This is a genomic window from Mucilaginibacter sp., from assembly GCF_028288105.1.
Lineage (GTDB): Bacteria > Bacteroidota > Bacteroidia > Sphingobacteriales > Sphingobacteriaceae > Mucilaginibacter.
Map to the genome: position 1 here is coordinate 1 of NZ_JAQBOI010000124.1, position 15,085 is coordinate 15,085.

General features: G+C 40.6%; 21 protein-coding genes and 2 tRNA genes. 12 read left to right on the plus strand and 11 right to left on the minus strand.

Annotation, left to right across the window (positions count from 1 at the left end):
• Positions 1 to 849, plus strand: an 849-nt coding sequence (locus JWQ85_RS08390) for a molybdopterin dinucleotide binding domain-containing protein (protein ID WP_299466810.1), incomplete at its 5' end; no start/stop codon positions are given.
• 120 nt (positions 850 to 969) lie between these two features.
• Here the strand turns inward: JWQ85_RS08390 and JWQ85_RS08395 are convergent.
• A complete protein-coding gene (locus JWQ85_RS08395; protein WP_299466813.1) occupies positions 970 to 1,383 on the minus strand; it encodes a pentapeptide repeat-containing protein in 414 nt (137 codons plus the stop codon).
• 112 nt (positions 1,384 to 1,495) lie between these two features.
• On the minus strand, positions 1,496 to 1,918 hold the full coding sequence (locus JWQ85_RS08400) for a secondary thiamine-phosphate synthase enzyme YjbQ (RefSeq protein ID WP_299466816.1): 423 nt from the start codon (positions 1,916 to 1,918) through the stop codon (positions 1,496 to 1,498).
• A gap of 200 nt (positions 1,919 to 2,118) precedes the next feature.
• On the opposite strand from JWQ85_RS08400, the gene arsN2 reads away from it, so the two are divergent.
• Complete coding sequence (arsN2, locus tag JWQ85_RS08405; RefSeq protein ID WP_299466819.1) at positions 2,119 to 2,553, plus strand: arsenic resistance N-acetyltransferase ArsN2; 435 nt, start codon at positions 2,119 to 2,121, stop codon at positions 2,551 to 2,553.
• On the opposite strand, the gene JWQ85_RS08410 is transcribed toward arsN2, so the two are convergent.
• On the minus strand, positions 2,550 to 3,173 hold the full coding sequence (locus JWQ85_RS08410) for an RNA polymerase sigma factor (RefSeq protein WP_299466822.1): 624 nt from the start codon (positions 3,171 to 3,173) through the stop codon (positions 2,550 to 2,552). The two genes, arsN2 and JWQ85_RS08410, sit on opposite strands and share 4 nt — an antisense overlap.
• Positions 3,174 to 3,288: 115 nt before the next feature.
• Between JWQ85_RS08410 and JWQ85_RS08415 the strand changes: the two genes are divergently transcribed.
• Together JWQ85_RS08415 and JWQ85_RS08420 are read left to right on the plus strand one after the other, a co-directional pair.
• Positions 3,289 to 3,681 carry a hypothetical protein gene (locus tag JWQ85_RS08415; RefSeq protein ID WP_299466825.1) on the plus strand — a complete coding sequence of 131 codons (393 nt, stop codon included), beginning with the start codon at positions 3,289 to 3,291 and terminating at the stop codon, positions 3,679 to 3,681.
• Positions 3,682 to 3,788: 107 nt separating this feature from the next.
• Positions 3,789 to 4,052 carry a DUF4342 domain-containing protein gene (locus JWQ85_RS08420; RefSeq protein WP_299466828.1) on the plus strand — a complete coding sequence of 88 codons (264 nt, stop codon included), beginning with the start codon at positions 3,789 to 3,791 and terminating at the stop codon, positions 4,050 to 4,052.
• 8 nt (positions 4,053 to 4,060) lie between these two features.
• On the opposite strand, the gene JWQ85_RS08425 is transcribed toward JWQ85_RS08420, so the two are convergent.
• Entirely contained in the window at positions 4,061 to 4,354 is a 294-nt protein-coding gene (locus JWQ85_RS08425) for an ATP-binding protein (protein ID WP_299466904.1), read from the minus strand.
• Between the two features lie 33 nt (positions 4,355 to 4,387).
• Entirely contained in the window at positions 4,388 to 4,567 is a 180-nt protein-coding gene (locus JWQ85_RS08430; RefSeq protein WP_367186197.1) for a tetratricopeptide repeat protein, read from the minus strand.
• Positions 4,568 to 5,101: 534 nt separating this feature from the next.
• Here JWQ85_RS08430 and JWQ85_RS08435 point away from each other — a divergent pair.
• Positions 5,102 to 5,404: a hypothetical protein gene (locus JWQ85_RS08435; RefSeq protein WP_256536977.1), complete on the plus strand. Its 303-nt coding sequence runs from the start codon at positions 5,102 to 5,104 to the stop codon at positions 5,402 to 5,404.
• A gap of 18 nt (positions 5,405 to 5,422) precedes the next feature.
• Here JWQ85_RS08435 and JWQ85_RS08440 read toward each other — a convergent pair whose 3' ends face one another.
• The 3 genes from JWQ85_RS08440 to JWQ85_RS08450 form a co-directional block, all read right to left on the minus strand.
• Complete coding sequence (locus JWQ85_RS08440; protein WP_299466833.1) at positions 5,423 to 5,803, minus strand: iron chaperone; 381 nt, start codon at positions 5,801 to 5,803, stop codon at positions 5,423 to 5,425.
• Positions 5,793 to 6,266, minus strand: coding sequence for a VOC family protein (locus JWQ85_RS08445; RefSeq protein WP_299466835.1), 474 nt, complete (start codon positions 6,264 to 6,266; stop codon positions 5,793 to 5,795). Before JWQ85_RS08445 ends, JWQ85_RS08440 begins: the two co-directional genes overlap by 11 nt.
• Before the next feature lie 97 nt (positions 6,267 to 6,363).
• A complete protein-coding gene (locus JWQ85_RS08450) occupies positions 6,364 to 7,272 on the minus strand; it encodes a Nif3-like dinuclear metal center hexameric protein (protein WP_299466838.1) in 909 nt (302 codons plus the stop codon).
• 98 nt (positions 7,273 to 7,370) lie between these two features.
• Between JWQ85_RS08450 and JWQ85_RS08455 the strand changes: the two genes are divergently transcribed.
• From JWQ85_RS08455 to JWQ85_RS08475, 5 genes are all read left to right on the plus strand, one after another.
• A complete protein-coding gene (locus tag JWQ85_RS08455; RefSeq protein ID WP_299466841.1) occupies positions 7,371 to 7,889 on the plus strand; it encodes a cupin domain-containing protein in 519 nt (172 codons plus the stop codon).
• Between the two features lie 33 nt (positions 7,890 to 7,922).
• Entirely contained in the window at positions 7,923 to 8,405 is a 483-nt protein-coding gene (locus JWQ85_RS08460; RefSeq protein WP_299466844.1) for a regulatory protein RecX, read from the plus strand.
• A 99-nt stretch (positions 8,406 to 8,504) separates the two neighbouring features.
• A tRNA-Gly gene (locus tag JWQ85_RS08465) sits at positions 8,505 to 8,577 on the plus strand.
• Between the two features lie 50 nt (positions 8,578 to 8,627).
• Positions 8,628 to 8,712 (plus strand) — tRNA-Leu (locus JWQ85_RS08470).
• A 364-nt stretch (positions 8,713 to 9,076) separates the two neighbouring features.
• Entirely contained in the window at positions 9,077 to 10,192 is a 1,116-nt protein-coding gene (locus tag JWQ85_RS08475) for an exo-alpha-sialidase (protein ID WP_299466847.1), read from the plus strand.
• A 306-nt stretch (positions 10,193 to 10,498) separates the two neighbouring features.
• Here the strand turns inward: JWQ85_RS08475 and JWQ85_RS08480 are convergent, their stop codons facing one another.
• Positions 10,499 to 11,311: a hypothetical protein gene (locus JWQ85_RS08480; protein ID WP_299466849.1), complete on the minus strand. Its 813-nt coding sequence runs from the start codon at positions 11,309 to 11,311 to the stop codon at positions 10,499 to 10,501.
• A gap of 352 nt (positions 11,312 to 11,663) precedes the next feature.
• Between JWQ85_RS08480 and JWQ85_RS08485 the strand changes: the two genes are divergently transcribed.
• Positions 11,664 to 12,023, plus strand: a complete 360-nt coding sequence (locus tag JWQ85_RS08485) for a DUF1801 domain-containing protein (protein WP_299466852.1) — start codon at positions 11,664 to 11,666, stop codon at positions 12,021 to 12,023.
• A gap of 97 nt (positions 12,024 to 12,120) precedes the next feature.
• Here the strand turns inward: JWQ85_RS08485 and JWQ85_RS08490 are convergent, their stop codons facing one another.
• Together JWQ85_RS08490 and JWQ85_RS08495 are read right to left on the minus strand one after the other, a co-directional pair.
• On the minus strand, positions 12,121 to 12,876 hold the full coding sequence (locus JWQ85_RS08490) for an SDR family oxidoreductase (RefSeq protein ID WP_299466855.1): 756 nt from the start codon (positions 12,874 to 12,876) through the stop codon (positions 12,121 to 12,123).
• A gap of 123 nt (positions 12,877 to 12,999) precedes the next feature.
• Complete coding sequence (locus JWQ85_RS08495; protein WP_299466858.1) at positions 13,000 to 13,752, minus strand: hypothetical protein; 753 nt, start codon at positions 13,750 to 13,752, stop codon at positions 13,000 to 13,002.
• Positions 13,753 to 14,084: 332 nt separating this feature from the next.
• On the opposite strand from JWQ85_RS08495, the gene JWQ85_RS08500 reads away from it, so the two are divergent.
• On the plus strand, positions 14,085 to 15,074 hold the full coding sequence (locus tag JWQ85_RS08500) for a nitrilase-related carbon-nitrogen hydrolase (RefSeq protein ID WP_299466861.1): 990 nt from the start codon (positions 14,085 to 14,087) through the stop codon (positions 15,072 to 15,074).
• Positions 15,075 to 15,085 lie beyond the last annotated feature (11 nt).

Sequence of the window (15,085 nt, forward strand, 5' to 3'; positions counted from 1 at the left end):
ACTGCCGAAGCCATGCGCAAGCTGGAAATGGGTGTACACGTATCTACCAAACTTAACCGCAGCCATTTAGTGCATGGCGAAGAAGCTATTATTCTGCCTACACTTTCCCGGAGCGATAAGGACATAATTAATGGAGAGGATCAGTTCATTAGCTGCGAAAACTCAATGAGCGTGGTGCAATCGTCAAAAGGTATTCTGGAGCCGATATCAAAAGACTTGCTGAACGAAACCCAGATAGTTTGCGAACTGGCTAAAGCTACGTTAGGGAGCCGAACTGTTGTTGATTGGGATAAATACGCCAACAGCTATGATGCAGTTCGTGATGCAATAGGACAGGTGATACCGGGCTTTGAAAACTACAACCAGCGTGTACGGCTACCGGGAGGTTTTTATTTACCAAATGGGCCACGCGAAGGCAAATTTGAAACAGAACAGTTTAAGGATAAAGCCCCGTTTACCATTACACAATTACCTGATCATCAAATGGCCGATGATGAATATATGATGACGACTATCCGTAGTCACGACCAGTTTAATACCACTATTTATGGTATGCAGGATAGGTACCGCGGTATTCATAATGAGCGCCGGGTGATATTCATGAATCCTAAAGACATAGCCAAAGCAGGTTTTACGCAGGGCGACAAGGTAGACCTGTGTAACTATTATGATGGCATTGAACGCATTGCCCGTTTGTTTATCATTGTACCTTACAATATCCCCGAACGCAACACCGCAACCTATTATCCCGAAGGAAATGTGTTAATACCCATAAATAGTGTAGCCGAAAAAAGCAATTGCCCTACAAGTAAGCTAGTGTTTATTAAGATAAGGAAGCATGAAGAATAGATAATAACCTTGTCATTTCGAACGGTAGAGAGAAATCTTGTTATTACATGCTTGTAGCCGACCTGCTATTTCGAACAAGATTTCTCCTCGTTCCTCGTTCGAAATGACAGGGGATGCGGCCTATTTGTCCTTATACACCCTCAACAAATCCTCCACCAAAACACCATTGATAGTCATGCCGGTAAGGTTGCAATTGGCTATGGCTACCTTGCTAAGGTTGCAATCAGTTATCGTACTGCCATGCAGGTCGCAATCATCAAATTTCAAGGGGCGTTGTTTGGCGTTGGGGTCGTAATATAGGTGTCCCTCTGGTGGCATACCAATGCTGTGAATGTAGGCGCCACCCATCTGTGCGCCATGTATTTCCAGGTCGCTTAGGTTAGCATCAGATATCTTAACATTTGTAGCCGATACATCGTTCATCTCCAATCCATTAATGCACGACATAGTGATCTTTGAATTCTCAATCCTGGCTTCGTACACATTAAGTTGTTTCGCGCTGTTTATGATCTCTATCAATTCCATAATAGTCATTATTGGTATATTATAAAGGTCGCAAAAATGCAGCCAGTATTGGGGTGTTTTTGCGCCAAAAACAGGGGTATTAACGACTTTTTTTCGCCCCTAAACCGGATTTAAAACGCCATTATTCGCCCCAGGCAGTGATAACCAGGCTCCGGCTGCCACCATAATTGCGGTGCTCGCATAAATAGATACCCTGCCATGTCCCTAAAGCCAGCCGCCCGTTACGGATAGGTATAGTTACCGAACTACCCAGCATAGCAGCTTTCAAATGCGCGGGCATATCATCCGACCCTTCGTCATTGTGGCGATAGTCGGGATCATTTTCGGGTACGGCTTTGTTGAAATACATCTCAAAGTCCTGCCTTACGGTTGGGTCGGCATTTTCATTAATACTTAACGATGCCGATGTATGCTGAATAAATACCTGGCAGATGCCTATTTTTATTTCACCAATTTGCGGCAGAGCATCCACAACTTCGGCTGTAATGATATGGAAACCCCTTTTGCGCTGGTTTAAATCAAGTATTTGCTGAAATATTTTCATTATTGTAAGTAGGTAAGCAAGGTAGTAAAATGCTTGTTCAGTTATTACAACAAGCAAGCAAAAACTAAACCAACAACATAACGCGCGTTGCATGTGCAAATATTTCTTATTACAATTGTTGCATAGTGAAAGTAAAGAGGCGATTAGATACTATCAAAAACAAAACAACCAAAGTAATTGCTTTACAATAAAACCGATATATGAGCATTGAATTAAAACCGGCTGAACTGTACAGAGATAATGTTATAGAACTATTAACTACCGAAAAGCTCCCTACAAGTGACCTCCCGGGGATGCTGAACAACTTTTTTGTAGCGGTAGATAATCAAACCGTAACAGGTGTTGCGGGGCTGGAAGTTTACGGCAATTATGGACTGTTGCGTTCGCTTGCTGTTAACCAAAACTCGCGCGGCAGGGGTATAGCGGCCGACCTGCTTAATAAGATTGAAAGCCTTGCTGCAAACAAAGGGCTTGAAGCTATATATCTGCTTACCGAAACTGCTAAAGATTATTTTGAGCGTAAAGGTTATGAGCATATTGCCCGTATGGATATCCCGGAAGCGGTAAAAGCATCATCAGAGTTTACTCATGTTTGCCCGGAATCGGCAACGGCTATGCAAAAATCGTTGAATTAGTCTATCCTTATCTTAGCCATTACATAGTTAACCACAACGTCGCATCTAATTAGGTTAAATTCATATACTTGTTTTGGCTCCCAGTAATCGTAAAGCCCATCGCGCAGCATTTCTTTGGCGCGGCTTAAGCGTATTTTAACGTTAGATTCGCCAAGGTTTAACGCATCCATCGTTTCGGTTGTACTCATTTCCTGTATCTCGCGCATTACAAACACCATGCGGTATTTTTCCGGCAGATCGGCAACTGCTTTTTCCAGTATAAATTTCAACTCTTTATTCATCAAATTCTTTAGCGGTGTATCGTTATGATGTTGGTTAACGGGTGTTTCCATAAGTACCTTTTGAAATTGTGTTTTTCTTTTTTTATGCAGCAGGCTTTCGTTGATCAGGATCCTTGTTAGCCAGGTGCTAAAGCTCGATTTACCTTTGAAATTTTCCAGCTGTTGATAGGCGTTAATGTAGGCTGTTTGCATAATGTCTTCGGCCTCTTTATCGTCATTAATAATGGCCATACTTATGCGATACAAACGCTGGTTAAATTTGCGCATTAAAACCTCATATAAGTGCTGTTCGCCATTAATTATCCTGTCAACAATCTCTTCGTCGCTTAAATTCATCATACTTTTTGGGTGCTCTAATACAATATAGAGCATTGAAGCGATAAAGGGTTACAAAATATAATTTGTAACCCTTTTTGATCAGCCTTCCTCTAATATTAAAACAAATAGATTAATTATGACAGATAGCATTAAAACAACAGCACAGGTTCAAACAATATTGAAACTGAGTTATGGCATCATCCCGATTGTGGCAGGGGCAGATAAATTTACCAATTTACTTACCGATTGGTCTCATTACTTAAACCCATCGGTTGAAGGTATTTTGCCTTTTAGCGCACACGTATTTATGATGATAGTTGGCGTTATAGAAATTATTGCCGGTGTACTGGTATTTTTAAACCCGCAAAAAGGTGGTTTACTGGTAAGCGCCTGGTTGGTGCTAATTGCTTTGAGTTTGCTTGCAAGTGGCCATTATCTGGATGTAGCCGTGCGCGACCTGGCAATGGCTATAGGGGCGTTTTCTTTAGCTAAACTATCGGGAATTAGCGGTATAAAAGTCTCAGTATAAATCATATGCATAACCTGCCATGTGCAATTAAGTATGGCAGGTTATTTAATTATAGATGCTGAGATATAAATTTTGTAACTTCATAGACTAATGTAAGTCTATACGGTATGACAAAGAAAGAAACCTTTAGCATTCACGGTAAAAACCTGGTTAATAAGATCAAAGAACTTATTGAAGAAGGCAATATTACCAGCATTACCATAAGCGATAAACATGGTAAAGAATTAATGACCTTCCCTTTAGCTGTAGGTGTTGTTGCCGCTGTAATAGCGCCGGTACTTGCCGCGGTTGGCGCCCTTGCCTTATTTGTTGGCGAGTGCAGCCTTGTTGTTGAGCGCGAAGAGAAAGAGGACGAGGGGGAAGTTATATAAGCTTTTTGCTATGCTGTTTTAAGCGTTATAGTGAAGGCCGAACCTTCGCCGGGCTTGCTCTGTACCTGTATAGTGCCGCCGTTTATCTCAATAAACTCCCTACAAAGCAATAAGCCCAAACCAGTGCCACTTTCATTGCCTGTGTCGCGGGTACTTGCATTAGTGAAGTCGAAAATCTCATCCAGTTTATCGGCAGCAATGCCAATGCCAATGCCATTATCTTTTACGGTAATGGCTATAAGTCCGTTTGTTGATGCGGCGCTTATCAACACATCGCCGCAGGCAGTGCGGTAATACGCGATAGCTTCCGCATATTTCTTTTGCCCTGCAAAGGCTTAGCCCAGGGTAATGTATCCTTCCATTTGCCCTAATTGATTGCCATTGCGCTGACTGATTGCTAATGCCTGTAAAAAGTAATCGATAGCCTTATCAAATTGGCCCTTCCGCATTTCAACAACACCAAGGCATATATTTTCTGTAGCTATACCTTTTGTGTTGCCAACTCGTTTATACAGGGCAAGTGCTTCGAGGTATTTTTTTCACGAATTATCAAACTGGCCAACGTTATCATCTATCATACCCAGTTGGTTAAGCATTAAAGCTTGCCCGGCAGGGTTTTTCAAACGTTTTGCAAGATCAAGCCCTATGTTGGCAAAGTATGTTGCCTAATCTGGTTTATCGTAACGATAACGGGAAACTAATTTATTGTACTGTTCATGGTATCGGTAGGTTGGATAGGGGAGGTTTGCGCATTTACTGTGCGGGATGCAGTTGCGAAGAGTATTACTAAAACAATACTTTTACAACAGTACGCAGGTATTGGCAAATGCAGGGTCACTTTATTACTTAAAAAACGTAAATTAAAATAGAGCCTAAAGGTGCCAAAAAAATACGTTTTTATTGTTTTATGAGTATAGGAAATTTTCAAACTATACGTAATTTTATAAAAATAATACACGCATTAATATAATATTATCTTATTAAAAACTTAACAATAAATCAAACAACTTAGAGGTATGTTTGTCATAACAATATAATCTTAAAGCAATATGGTAATTTTAAAAGTTGGTACAGAAAATGAGCCTGAAAAGCAGGTTGAAATTGTTACTGAAAGAGGTGTTTGGGGAAGCGGCGCCTATAAAATATTTGCCGCAAACTTTTTGAACAGACTGTCACATAAAGACATACCCAGTGAACCAACAGATAGCAATGACCCTAATTTTCTGGGAGAAATAAGCATCGATAAAGAAAGAGAAAAATGGGAATACAAGGGTACTAAGCTGAAAATTCCTGAATTAAAGAAAATAGTAGATTTTATATTTGACTATAAAGCGCCAGACGCTGTTTATTAGTAGATAGGGCTTTTGGCCCTATTTCTTTTTCAGCAAAGCCAAACTTTCGTTTTGCCTGGCTCGTAGCTGCACTATTTTTTTTAGAAGCTCAACAGGTAAAGGTTTTCCCGGTGGGAAGTGCAGGGTAGCGCCTGATGTTTTAATACCTTTAAGCTCCTCCTTCAGTTCTTTCACTAAAGGAGGGCTCATGGTATAAAAGCTGCTTGAATTTTTATTTACACCAATGCCTACCAGCATGTAGTGATATTTAAAACAAGGCACTTGGTAGCTGATCGATTCCTGCGCTTGTGGGATAACCGATAGCACAATATCTCGCATCTCTCGCAAATCGGCCCTGTATTCCTCCGGCTGACTTTCAAGGTACTCTTCAAAATTTTGTGGATTACCGTTATCCTTCATAAGCATCCTGCAAAACTTTAATATCCAGTTTTTTCATTTGCATCATGGCGTGCATAACGCGGCTTACTTTTTCTGTGTCGCTATCGCCAATCATTTCTATTAATATCGATGGTGTAACCTGCCAGGAAAGCCCGAATTTATCTTTCAGCCAGCCGCATTCTACCTTTTGCCCGCCATCTGCCGATAATTTTTCCCAGTAATAATCCACCTCATCCTGTGTTTTGCAGTCTATTACAAAAGATACGGCCTCGGTAAATTTAAAATGCGGGCCTCCGTTAATACCTGTAAACTCTTGTCCGTTAAGCGTAAAGCTGGCCGTCATTACCGAACCTTCCGGGCCGGGGCCTTCTTTGGTGTACCTGCGTACTTCACCAGCCTCGAAGCTTTTAAACACGCTGCTATAAAATGCCATAGCTTCTTCCAGGTTGTTATCAAACCATAAAAATGGGGTTATCTTATTCATAACGTTTTAATTTAATGTGTGGTTATACAAATATACCCTGCTATTTAATTGAATAACAGGGGCAAACGCGACAAATCAAGGGGTGAAAACCGAAGTACTAAAGCCAGGTAAACGGATCGCCTGATTTGATATGGGTAACCTTTACACCTGTAAGTTTCGGCTGTAGCCAATCTACAAAGTATTCCATACCGGGATCTTCGCTCAGGTTATGCCCCAGTATAATTAAAGAAATATTAGCGCCTAATAAATGCGCGTCGCGTATGTATTCGGCGGTTTCCCATTCCGCTACTTCGCCAACAATCAACACATCTGGTTTTTGAGCTATGGCAGCACCTATTTGCCTTTGCCCACCCGGCGCGCCCGGCATTAGGGTTACACGCTGGCATTGCTGATTGAGGTTGCCAATTATGCGCAGATGAGCTATACCCAACGATGATTTAAGGTGCTGCACCAATTGCTGTAAGCTAACAGGAGGGATGTTCATGGTATTATCACCGGCTTTGTAATAAGGCAGCCAGTTTAATTTTTTAACAACACCATAGGCCACCGCATCGGGTTTTAACGAGTGGCAATAATCATGAAAGCGCCATACGGTTATGTTGTGTTTTTTAAGCAATGCCTGTTTTTGTTTTACTATGGCATTGTCTTTCACCCAATCGGGGTTATCGGTATGGTTATAAAAAGTTGGCTCGTGGGCTATAATAAAATTGGCATTTAACTTTGCGGCCTGCTCAATTACCGCTACGGTTGCAAACATGGTGGTAACAATGCCGGTAACAATCTGGCCGGCATCGCCTGATTTTAGCGTATCAACCGTATTTGTGATAGGCGAGAGGTTGACTTCCTTCATGATCAGATCTATAACCTGCTGAACGGTATACTGCTTTTGTGCAGACAAACCACTTGCAAAAGAAGGGTGAGAGAGCAAAACTAAACTCCCTGCCGATATGGCTGTTGTAGTGATGAATTTTCTGCGTGTAAATGTGGAATTGGCTGGTTTTTTCATATTGATGGATACTTATTGCAATATATTAAATCCGGGCATGTTTTTCCTGAACTTTATAATTTGAGCATTAGTGGCAGGTGTTTTGTACCTTGTATGGTATGAAAAATTCAAACAACGTTTTGGTAGCTACGGGTCCGCAGGATGGCGATAACCTTTCTGTGGCAGGTGGTATTTACCGGATACTGGTAAGCGGCAAGCAAACTAACGGTGAGTTCGCGGTGATAGAAATGTCGGTACCTGCGGGTGGCGGGCCCGGGCCGCATGCGCACGCCGCATTCCAGGAATCATTTTATGTGATAGAAGGAGAGGTGGAAGTACAAACCGAGGATAGCAAATTTATCGCTACAAAAGGCTCTTTTGTGAACATTCCTTTAGGTGGCATGGTGCATTGCTTTAAAAATAAAACCGACCATCTTGCTAAATTGCTTTGTACAGTAGTACCGGCCGGATTAGAAGAAATGTTCCTGGAAATAGGTATACCCGTAAAAGCCGACGAATATGTGCCACCACAACCTATGGATGAAGCTACGATGAAGAAGTTTATGGCGATTGCCGAAAAGCATGGGCAAAAGCTGTTTCCGCCTGATTATTTGGATCAGGAGCGGATATCGTTATAAATCTTAATAGAATTTTATTCATTTTTGGGTTTGATGGATGCCCCTAAAAAAGTAAAAATTACCGATGTAAATGTTGCCATGGCCAAGGCCGAGCATTACTGCGCCTACCAGGAACGCTCACAGCAAGAGGTGCGTAATAAACTTTACGACTGGGGGCTGTGGACGGATGCTGTAGAAAACATCATCACAAAACTTATTGAAGAGAACTATTTAAACGAGGAGCGCTTTGCCAAAGCTTATGTAAAAGGTAAATTTAACCAGAAAGCCTGGGGCAGGATCAAGATAAAACAAGGGCTAAAATTGAAAAATGTATCGCCGGTGTTGATAAAAAAAGCGCTTTTAACGATAGATGCAAGCGATTATATGGACGCTTTGATCCGTTTAATTGAGAAAAAAGCGGCTACCCTGCCCGAGAAGGATGCATACAAACGCCGATATAAACTGCAGCAGTATGCTTTAAGCCGTGGTTTTGAAACAGACCTGGCTGCTGAAGTTTTGAAAAACAGCGAGTTATAAAAAACTGAAAAAAAAGTTTATTTTTTCCTTGCAGAACATTCATTTCTGTCTATATTTGCACTCCCGCAAACGCAGTAATGTTAAGCAGGAAATACCAATGCGAAAGTAGCTCAGTTGGTAGAGCACGACCTTGCCAAGGTCGGGGTCGCGAGTTCGAATCTCGTCTTTCGCTCAAATCCCTTTCTAACAGAAGGGATTTATTGTTACAAAGGTTAATCACCTGCTCAGATGGTGGAACTGGTAGACACGCAGGACTTAAAATCCTGTTCCCGTTAAAGGAGTGCGGGTTCGATTCCCGCTCTGAGTACTTTCTAAATGAATCGACACAAAGCCTGATATGAAAATATCGGGCTTTGTTGTTTTAAACTATGCAGGTTCGACTCCGGCGCCCGACTGTAAGAGTAGTTCATGTCCTATCCTGCGGAGCAAAACCTCCCTTCTGGCAATGTCAAAGTCGTCACCCCCGGTCACTCCTGAAAGCTGCACAGATTACAGATATAAACGAAGAGGAATATCAATCCAAACAGGTAACTGCGTTTCCAGAAGAGGAGATTTCGGCTATAAAACACACTGTTTACGTTTTATTTACAAAGTTTACAATTTTATTTACAATCCTAATTCTTCAGACGGAAAGATATCAAAGTAATTTCGGTGAATCAAATTTATAGGTTATGAAAAATGGAAAAATGAAAAAATTATTTGTGTTTGTTCCGGCCGTCCTCCTGGTATTATTTCTACTAAATTCTTTTGTAGTAAAAGAAAAGGAAGCGGGGAAGAAAACAACAGAAGGGACTAAATCAGGGCTTTTAAATATCGTTTTAAGATCTACTGATGGCGGACAAACATGGCAGGATATTAGCAAAGGGCTGCCTGAAAATTTGCAGAGAGAAGGTGTGTGGAGCAATGGTTTATTTGCAAATGACCGTGGGCTCTATTTACGTGCTGGCAATGGGGTTTATCACAGTGAACCAAATTCCACAACTTCTTTTTGGACAAAAGAGATTTTCCCTGGTAAACAACGTAACCTTGCCCCCGGCAAGAATGGGATACTTGCGTATGATTTAAGGGGTCAATTTTTAAAAAAAATAAATGGAACGAATAATTGGTCGCCCATGTACACCAATTTTCAAGAGCAAGCCGTACGCATAGACAGCACGATGGATTGGATGTACAAGAATTATAAAGAGAAAGAAGTACGCACCGTTTTTGAAACTGCCGAAGGCACAGTTCTTATTGGCTCCAGTAACAGCCTTTTTAGATCTACTAACAGTGGAAAAACCTGGAAACAATTGCATGTTGGAGATGGTAGAATGAAATTGGTAGAGTCAAACGGTGTATTGCTGACTACCAGCAAAGATGGAATATTAAGATCGACCGATGATGGTGAAAACTGGGATCGTGTGATTAGTGAAGGGGGGCTTGGCATCGCTGTGGAACGTATAGATGGAGGATTTGCTGCTATAGTCTACAACACAACAACCCAAACAAACAGCATACACATTTCACTGGATAGTGGAAAAACCTGGAATGCCATAGGCGAAGAACTTCAACCTTCCTGGAGTAGTTTATTAATGAAAAAAATAGGCTTACTTAAATCTTCATCGGATATTTTATCAATTAAACAAATGGGCAAATATTTAATATGTGGTCGCTCAGATGGTATATTCCGGTCATCTGACATGGGCAAAACATGGAAAAAACTGTTACTTCCTGCTATAGAAAATAAGGGCTTCAATTTATCTGTTTCAGGCAACGTGATTTATGCCATACCAAATAAAGGGTGTTAAAAAATACTAATGATAAAATACCTTCCTGTCTATAATTTATTATTGATGTCTGTTTTTATTTAAAAGGGCTGGCAGTGGTATCCGTTTTATATTTAACAAACGTTTGGATCTCTTCCCGCCTCCTTCTTTGTAAATACCGATTTAAGCGATTAAACGCTATAAAACTTCCAAAGCTTCAATAAAATGTTTGGAAATCGGTATCTCCGAGAATACAAAAGCCCGATACATGCCCGTATCGGGCTTTTTTGTTTTATACGTACCGGTTCGACTCCGGCGCTGGGTACTATTTATAAAAAGTAGTCAATTTTATTGGCTACTTTTTTTATGCACCATTTTTTCATCCGAATAGATATCGCTTATTCTATCAAAGGGAACGATATTTTCTTCTCTAAGTTTGTTTATTAGCTCGTCAGCATATTTGTGCGCATAGCTTTCCTTGTCACTACTCGATATTTTGAAATATTTCTCATTTCTTTTATTCCATTCCTCAAAATCCTCATCTTCATGTCCCGCTCTCTCAACAATTTCTAAATATTGTTTATAATGTCCAAATTCATGAATTAGTGTTCTGTATAGTTGTGTATTTCTAACGTTATCAATTTGCAGTAATGCGTTAAAAGTTTTTTTACTCTCCAAAAAATGGTGCCCATCTATTTTAAGTCGTTCAAACTCTCTTTGATCTTCCGGGGTTTGACTTCTGTTCCAGTTTATTTTCTTACTATAATCCACTGCTTCAACTATTATAGCCGGATAGTAATTATCTTCAAACTCATAAGAGTAAATCAATCTTCCCCAAACAGGAGATATCATTTCTTCTTTTCTTTTAGGTTGTCTAAGGACAATTAATTTTAAATCCCCATAATCACTAATAGGGATATTCTCAACAATTTTTTCAATATCCATGACCGAACAAGCATGATAACAAGATTGACGTGTCGTTTCAATCACAAAAATAAAAGTATGCCCATTTATTGTTCTTTCAACTTTATTATAAAAATCAAGGCGTTCATAAAAGCTTTTTGATATCATACAAGGCTTAGCAATGGTTAGTTTATTGTTTTGGCCATGCCCTTGTTTCGAAGTGCCAAGATTTCGGTTCCTTCTTATTGGATTCCACATTAATATATCAATCGTTATTTATTCAAAAATAAATATTTAGCACGACTATACTGGCAGTACTATTTGCAATAACCTTCTATAGAATAATCGGCGGTTCAATCGAAAACGGCTTAGATATTTCAAATCGGTCTTAGTCATCAAATAGAGCGGCTATTCGTTTAAGGTCATCTAAAAAATGGTTCGTGAGGACGTCGGGTTTGGTACAAAAAAAGCCTGGACAATCATGCTCCTGATTGATCTCTTTTGGGATTTTGTCCGATAGTCGTAATCAACCCGTTAATTTGTCGTTTATGCACCTGCCTGCCTGCAAAAAAGATGTTCATATTTGTTATAACAATTAACCCAAACCACTATGAACAACACCAACAAAGTAGATGAATTTATATCTAAACTTGAACACCCACTGAAAGCAGAACTCGAAGCAGTTAGGTCAATCATTGTCAACGCCAATCCTAAAATAGAAGAAGACGTAAAATGGGGAGGCCCCAGCTTTTTTTACAAAGAAGACCTGGCCACCTTCAACCCAAGGATCAAAAACTACGTTGCCCTTATCTTTCACAAAGGGGAGTTCCTCAATATCAAATCTGACTTTCTTGAAGTTGCTACCAAGGGTAAGGTCTACGCAAAGTTTTATTCCATGGATCAGGTAACAGCAAACAAAGAACTGATTGAAAAAATGGTTAATACCTGGGTCGAGTTGATGGACAAATAAACCTAATTTGACAAAAAAAGTTAGGTAGTACCCAACTTTACTATAATAATTAAAACCCTTTTTACTCTTTTGTAAATAGGGTTTTAATATTGCTTTCTTATCGCTGATTTTCAGGTTTCGAGATCCAATCCGCGTAGTTTGTTTTGCCCAGGAAAACAGCAGTTTCGGGCACTAAAGTATCAGCGGTAATTAGTGCTCCTGAATATGGGGCGTTGGTATCGGCTGCTACCTCGTAGTTTTTATGAGTTGCCTGTAAATATTGTTTCACCCATACTGCCATGTCAAATTTTTCGGGACCGCCTATTTCCAGGATCTTATTAGCCGGTTTTTCTAATGCTGTTTCTGCTACAAAAGCTGCCACATCTTTGCTTGCGATAGGCTGAATGTTGGCTGCAGGTACTATCACTTTTCCATCAACCACACTCATTTGAACAATGCCTCCCGCAAACTCAAAAAACTGTGTGGCATGAACGATTGTATATGGAATACCCGATGCCCTGATCAAGTCTTCCTGCACTTGCTTTGCCCGGAAATAACCGCTGGCCTGCAGTTTTTGAGTGCTTACAACCGATAGGGCAATATGATGCTGCACCCCTGCCGCCTTTTCTGCAGGTAATAGATTTTCGTTAGCCGTTTTGAAAAAGTTCATTACCGCATTATCTTCAAAAGAAGGAGAGTTGGATACATCCACCACTACCTGCGCGCCCTGCAGCACTTCACTTAAACCTTCGCCGGTTAGCGTATTTACACCGTTGTTGGGCGAAGCGGCAATCACCTCGTGTCCGCTGTGCTGTAATTGATTTACCAATTGGCTACCAATAAGGCCGGTACCGCCGATAACTACAATTTTCATAATCTGTGTATTTAAGGTTATTATATAATACAAAGTTGAACATAGTTCGCCCTGGAAAAATTAACCTTGATTAAGAAATACACATCTGCGCGGATCGAAAAGTATTTAAGTTTGTTAAAATGGTCAAAATTTAACCAGTAACTTTTCAGAAATAAGCTTACCATCCTTGTAGTATTCGAAAAACCAATCTTCGCTCTTTTTAAGGACTATCCCGTTAGTAGTAGCATTACTGGCTATAAAATAATTCTCTGCCGAGGTTTTTAGTAGGGTTAAAACTATTTTCGGGGTGGTGTCAATCAATTGATACCCGTTGGCTATTGCCTGGGCATATAATGTTCCTGCCGGCCGGCTGCTTACCGTTTCAGTTGTTTTTGCAGCTGTTGTTGAAGCCGTTGGCTTTTCAGACGCTAGTGAGGCTGTTGTTGTAGCTATTGGTTGAGCCGGCTCATTGGTGGATCCGTTATAGGTATACGAAATGGATGTAAAAGCATCCCTTAGGGCCATATCATAAGCCGCTTTGTAATCTTTCTCCCGGCTTTTACCTTCTTTACTTTTAAAAACAATATTACCCTGGCAATCCTTTAATAAAAGCGTAAGGCTGGTGGTAAACATTCCGCTTTTTTCCAATAAGTCGGCACTTAATGCGCGGCATTTATTGTTAGCCACTTCGGCGGGCAATTCAGCATTATCAAAATAAACTGTAAAACCTTTGTCCTGCAAAAGCGCTTTGGTTAAGCTGTTTAGTAAATACTGATCATTTTGCTTAAGAAAACTGAATTTTTCGGGTACCACTACATATTTGTAATTATTAATAGTGTTTTGCGAGTAGCCTAAAAAAGGGAGAAATAAAAACAGCACTAAAACATATCTTTTCATATAAAAATGATTATTGATTCCTAATTTAGATTATTATTTGATAGCACTAAAATTAGCTTATTTTTTAATAAGTCTTAGCCCGGCGATTATTGGCTTTACGATCACGGGCTTTTGTTTGGTACCAATACCAACTTCTAAAAAAAAATCTTCCCCAATTAATTAACACTCTTCTTCATAGCAAAATTTTATCAAGTTAAGAGCTTCGTGAATCAATATGTCCGGTTCCCAACTTACTTTGTCCGGTTCACCAGGTTATTGATTGTTCAAAAACTATCGCAGCAATATTTTTGCCTAAGAAATCCAAACGCTTTTAAATTAATAACAGAAAAATTATGGAAAATATTAAAAAATCAGAAAGCCCAAGGGTGGTAAAAGTTGCAGCTGTACAAATCAGCCCGGTGTTATACAGTCTTCAGGGAACTGTTGAGAAGATCATCAACAAAATAGGAGAACTGAGTAAAAAAGGTGTTCAATTTGCAACTTTCCCGGAAACCATTATTCCTTATTACCCTTATTTTTCTTTCATACAAGCACCGTTTATGATGGGAAAAGAACATCAACGTTTGCTGGATCAGTCAATAGTTGTCCCCTCTGCAGAAACCCAAGCCATTGGAGAAGCCGCAAAACAAGCCAATATGGTGGTTTCAATCGGTGTTAACGAGCGCGACGGAGGTTCGATCTATAATACACAGCTTCTTTTTGACGCAGACGGAACGCTGATTCAGCGCCGTCGCAAACTTACGCCTACCTATCATGAGCGGATGATTTGGGGGCAGGGCGATGCTTCAGGTCTCCGTGCTGTTGAAAGTGCCGCCGGGCGTATAGGGCAGCTTGCCTGTTGGGAACACTATAATCCATTGTTCCGGTACGCTCTTATTGCCGATGGTGAACAGATCCACTCGGCAATGTACCCGGGATCTTTTTTGGGCCCTTTGCATAGCGAGCAGACAGAAATAAATGTTCGCCAGCACGCCCTTGAATCAGCCTGTTTTGTAGTTTGTGCGACAGGTTGGCTTGATGCCGATCAACAGGCGCAAATAGCAAAGGATACAGGTGGCCCCATTGGCCCAATTTCAGGAGGTTGTTTCACTGCCATTATAGCACCTGATGGCCAAATTATAGGTGAGCCTCTAAAATCCGGTGAGGGAGAAGTAATCGCTGATATAGACTTTGCACAAATTGATGCACGCAAGCGATTAATGGATGCGGTTGGTCACTACAGCCGCCCTGAATTAGTTAGCCTGGTCATTGACCGTACTCCGACAGCTCACGTTCACGAACGCGTTACCTCCGCTGGACAAGTAGAATTTTCACAAGAATAAAATCAGCAATA

What these genes read in the sequence shown, in the direction of transcription:
- JWQ85_RS08490 (WP_299466855.1), bottom strand. Translation starts at nt 12,876, where the DNA reads ATGAAAATTGTAGTTATCGGCGGTACCGGCCTTATTGGTAGCCAATTG.
- JWQ85_RS08420 (WP_299466828.1), top strand. Translation starts at nt 3,789, where the DNA reads ATGACAAAGAAAGAAACCTTTAGCATTCACGGTAAAAACCTGGTTAAT.
- JWQ85_RS08435 (WP_256536977.1), top strand. Translation starts at nt 5,102, where the DNA reads ATGGTAATTTTAAAAGTTGGTACAGAAAATGAGCCTGAAAAGCAGGTT.
- JWQ85_RS08400 (WP_299466816.1), bottom strand. Translation starts at nt 1,918, where the DNA reads ATGAAAATATTTCAGCAAATACTTGATTTAAACCAGCGCAAAAGGGGT.
- JWQ85_RS08460 (WP_299466844.1), top strand. Translation starts at nt 7,923, where the DNA reads ATGGATGCCCCTAAAAAAGTAAAAATTACCGATGTAAATGTTGCCATG.
- JWQ85_RS08450 (WP_299466838.1), bottom strand. Translation starts at nt 7,272, where the DNA reads ATGAAAAAACCAGCCAATTCCACATTTACACGCAGAAAATTCATCACT.
- JWQ85_RS08395 (WP_299466813.1), bottom strand. Translation starts at nt 1,383, where the DNA reads ATGACTATTATGGAATTGATAGAGATCATAAACAGCGCGAAACAACTT.
- JWQ85_RS08475 (WP_299466847.1), top strand. Translation starts at nt 9,077, where the DNA reads ATGAAAAATGGAAAAATGAAAAAATTATTTGTGTTTGTTCCGGCCGTC.
- JWQ85_RS08485 (WP_299466852.1), top strand. Translation starts at nt 11,664, where the DNA reads ATGAACAACACCAACAAAGTAGATGAATTTATATCTAAACTTGAACAC.
- JWQ85_RS08455 (WP_299466841.1), top strand. Translation starts at nt 7,371, where the DNA reads ATGAAAAATTCAAACAACGTTTTGGTAGCTACGGGTCCGCAGGATGGC.
- JWQ85_RS08410 (WP_299466822.1), bottom strand. Translation starts at nt 3,173, where the DNA reads ATGATGAATTTAAGCGACGAAGAGATTGTTGACAGGATAATTAATGGC.
- JWQ85_RS08500 (WP_299466861.1), top strand. Translation starts at nt 14,085, where the DNA reads ATGGAAAATATTAAAAAATCAGAAAGCCCAAGGGTGGTAAAAGTTGCA.
- JWQ85_RS08495 (WP_299466858.1), bottom strand. Translation starts at nt 13,752, where the DNA reads ATGAAAAGATATGTTTTAGTGCTGTTTTTATTTCTCCCTTTTTTAGGC.
- JWQ85_RS08480 (WP_299466849.1), bottom strand. Translation starts at nt 11,311, where the DNA reads ATGTGGAATCCAATAAGAAGGAACCGAAATCTTGGCACTTCGAAACAA.
- JWQ85_RS08415 (WP_299466825.1), top strand. Translation starts at nt 3,289, where the DNA reads ATGACAGATAGCATTAAAACAACAGCACAGGTTCAAACAATATTGAAA.
- JWQ85_RS08440 (WP_299466833.1), bottom strand. Translation starts at nt 5,803, where the DNA reads ATGAAGGATAACGGTAATCCACAAAATTTTGAAGAGTACCTTGAAAGT.
- JWQ85_RS08445 (WP_299466835.1), bottom strand. Translation starts at nt 6,266, where the DNA reads ATGAATAAGATAACCCCATTTTTATGGTTTGATAACAACCTGGAAGAA.
- arsN2 (WP_299466819.1), top strand. Translation starts at nt 2,119, where the DNA reads ATGAGCATTGAATTAAAACCGGCTGAACTGTACAGAGATAATGTTATA.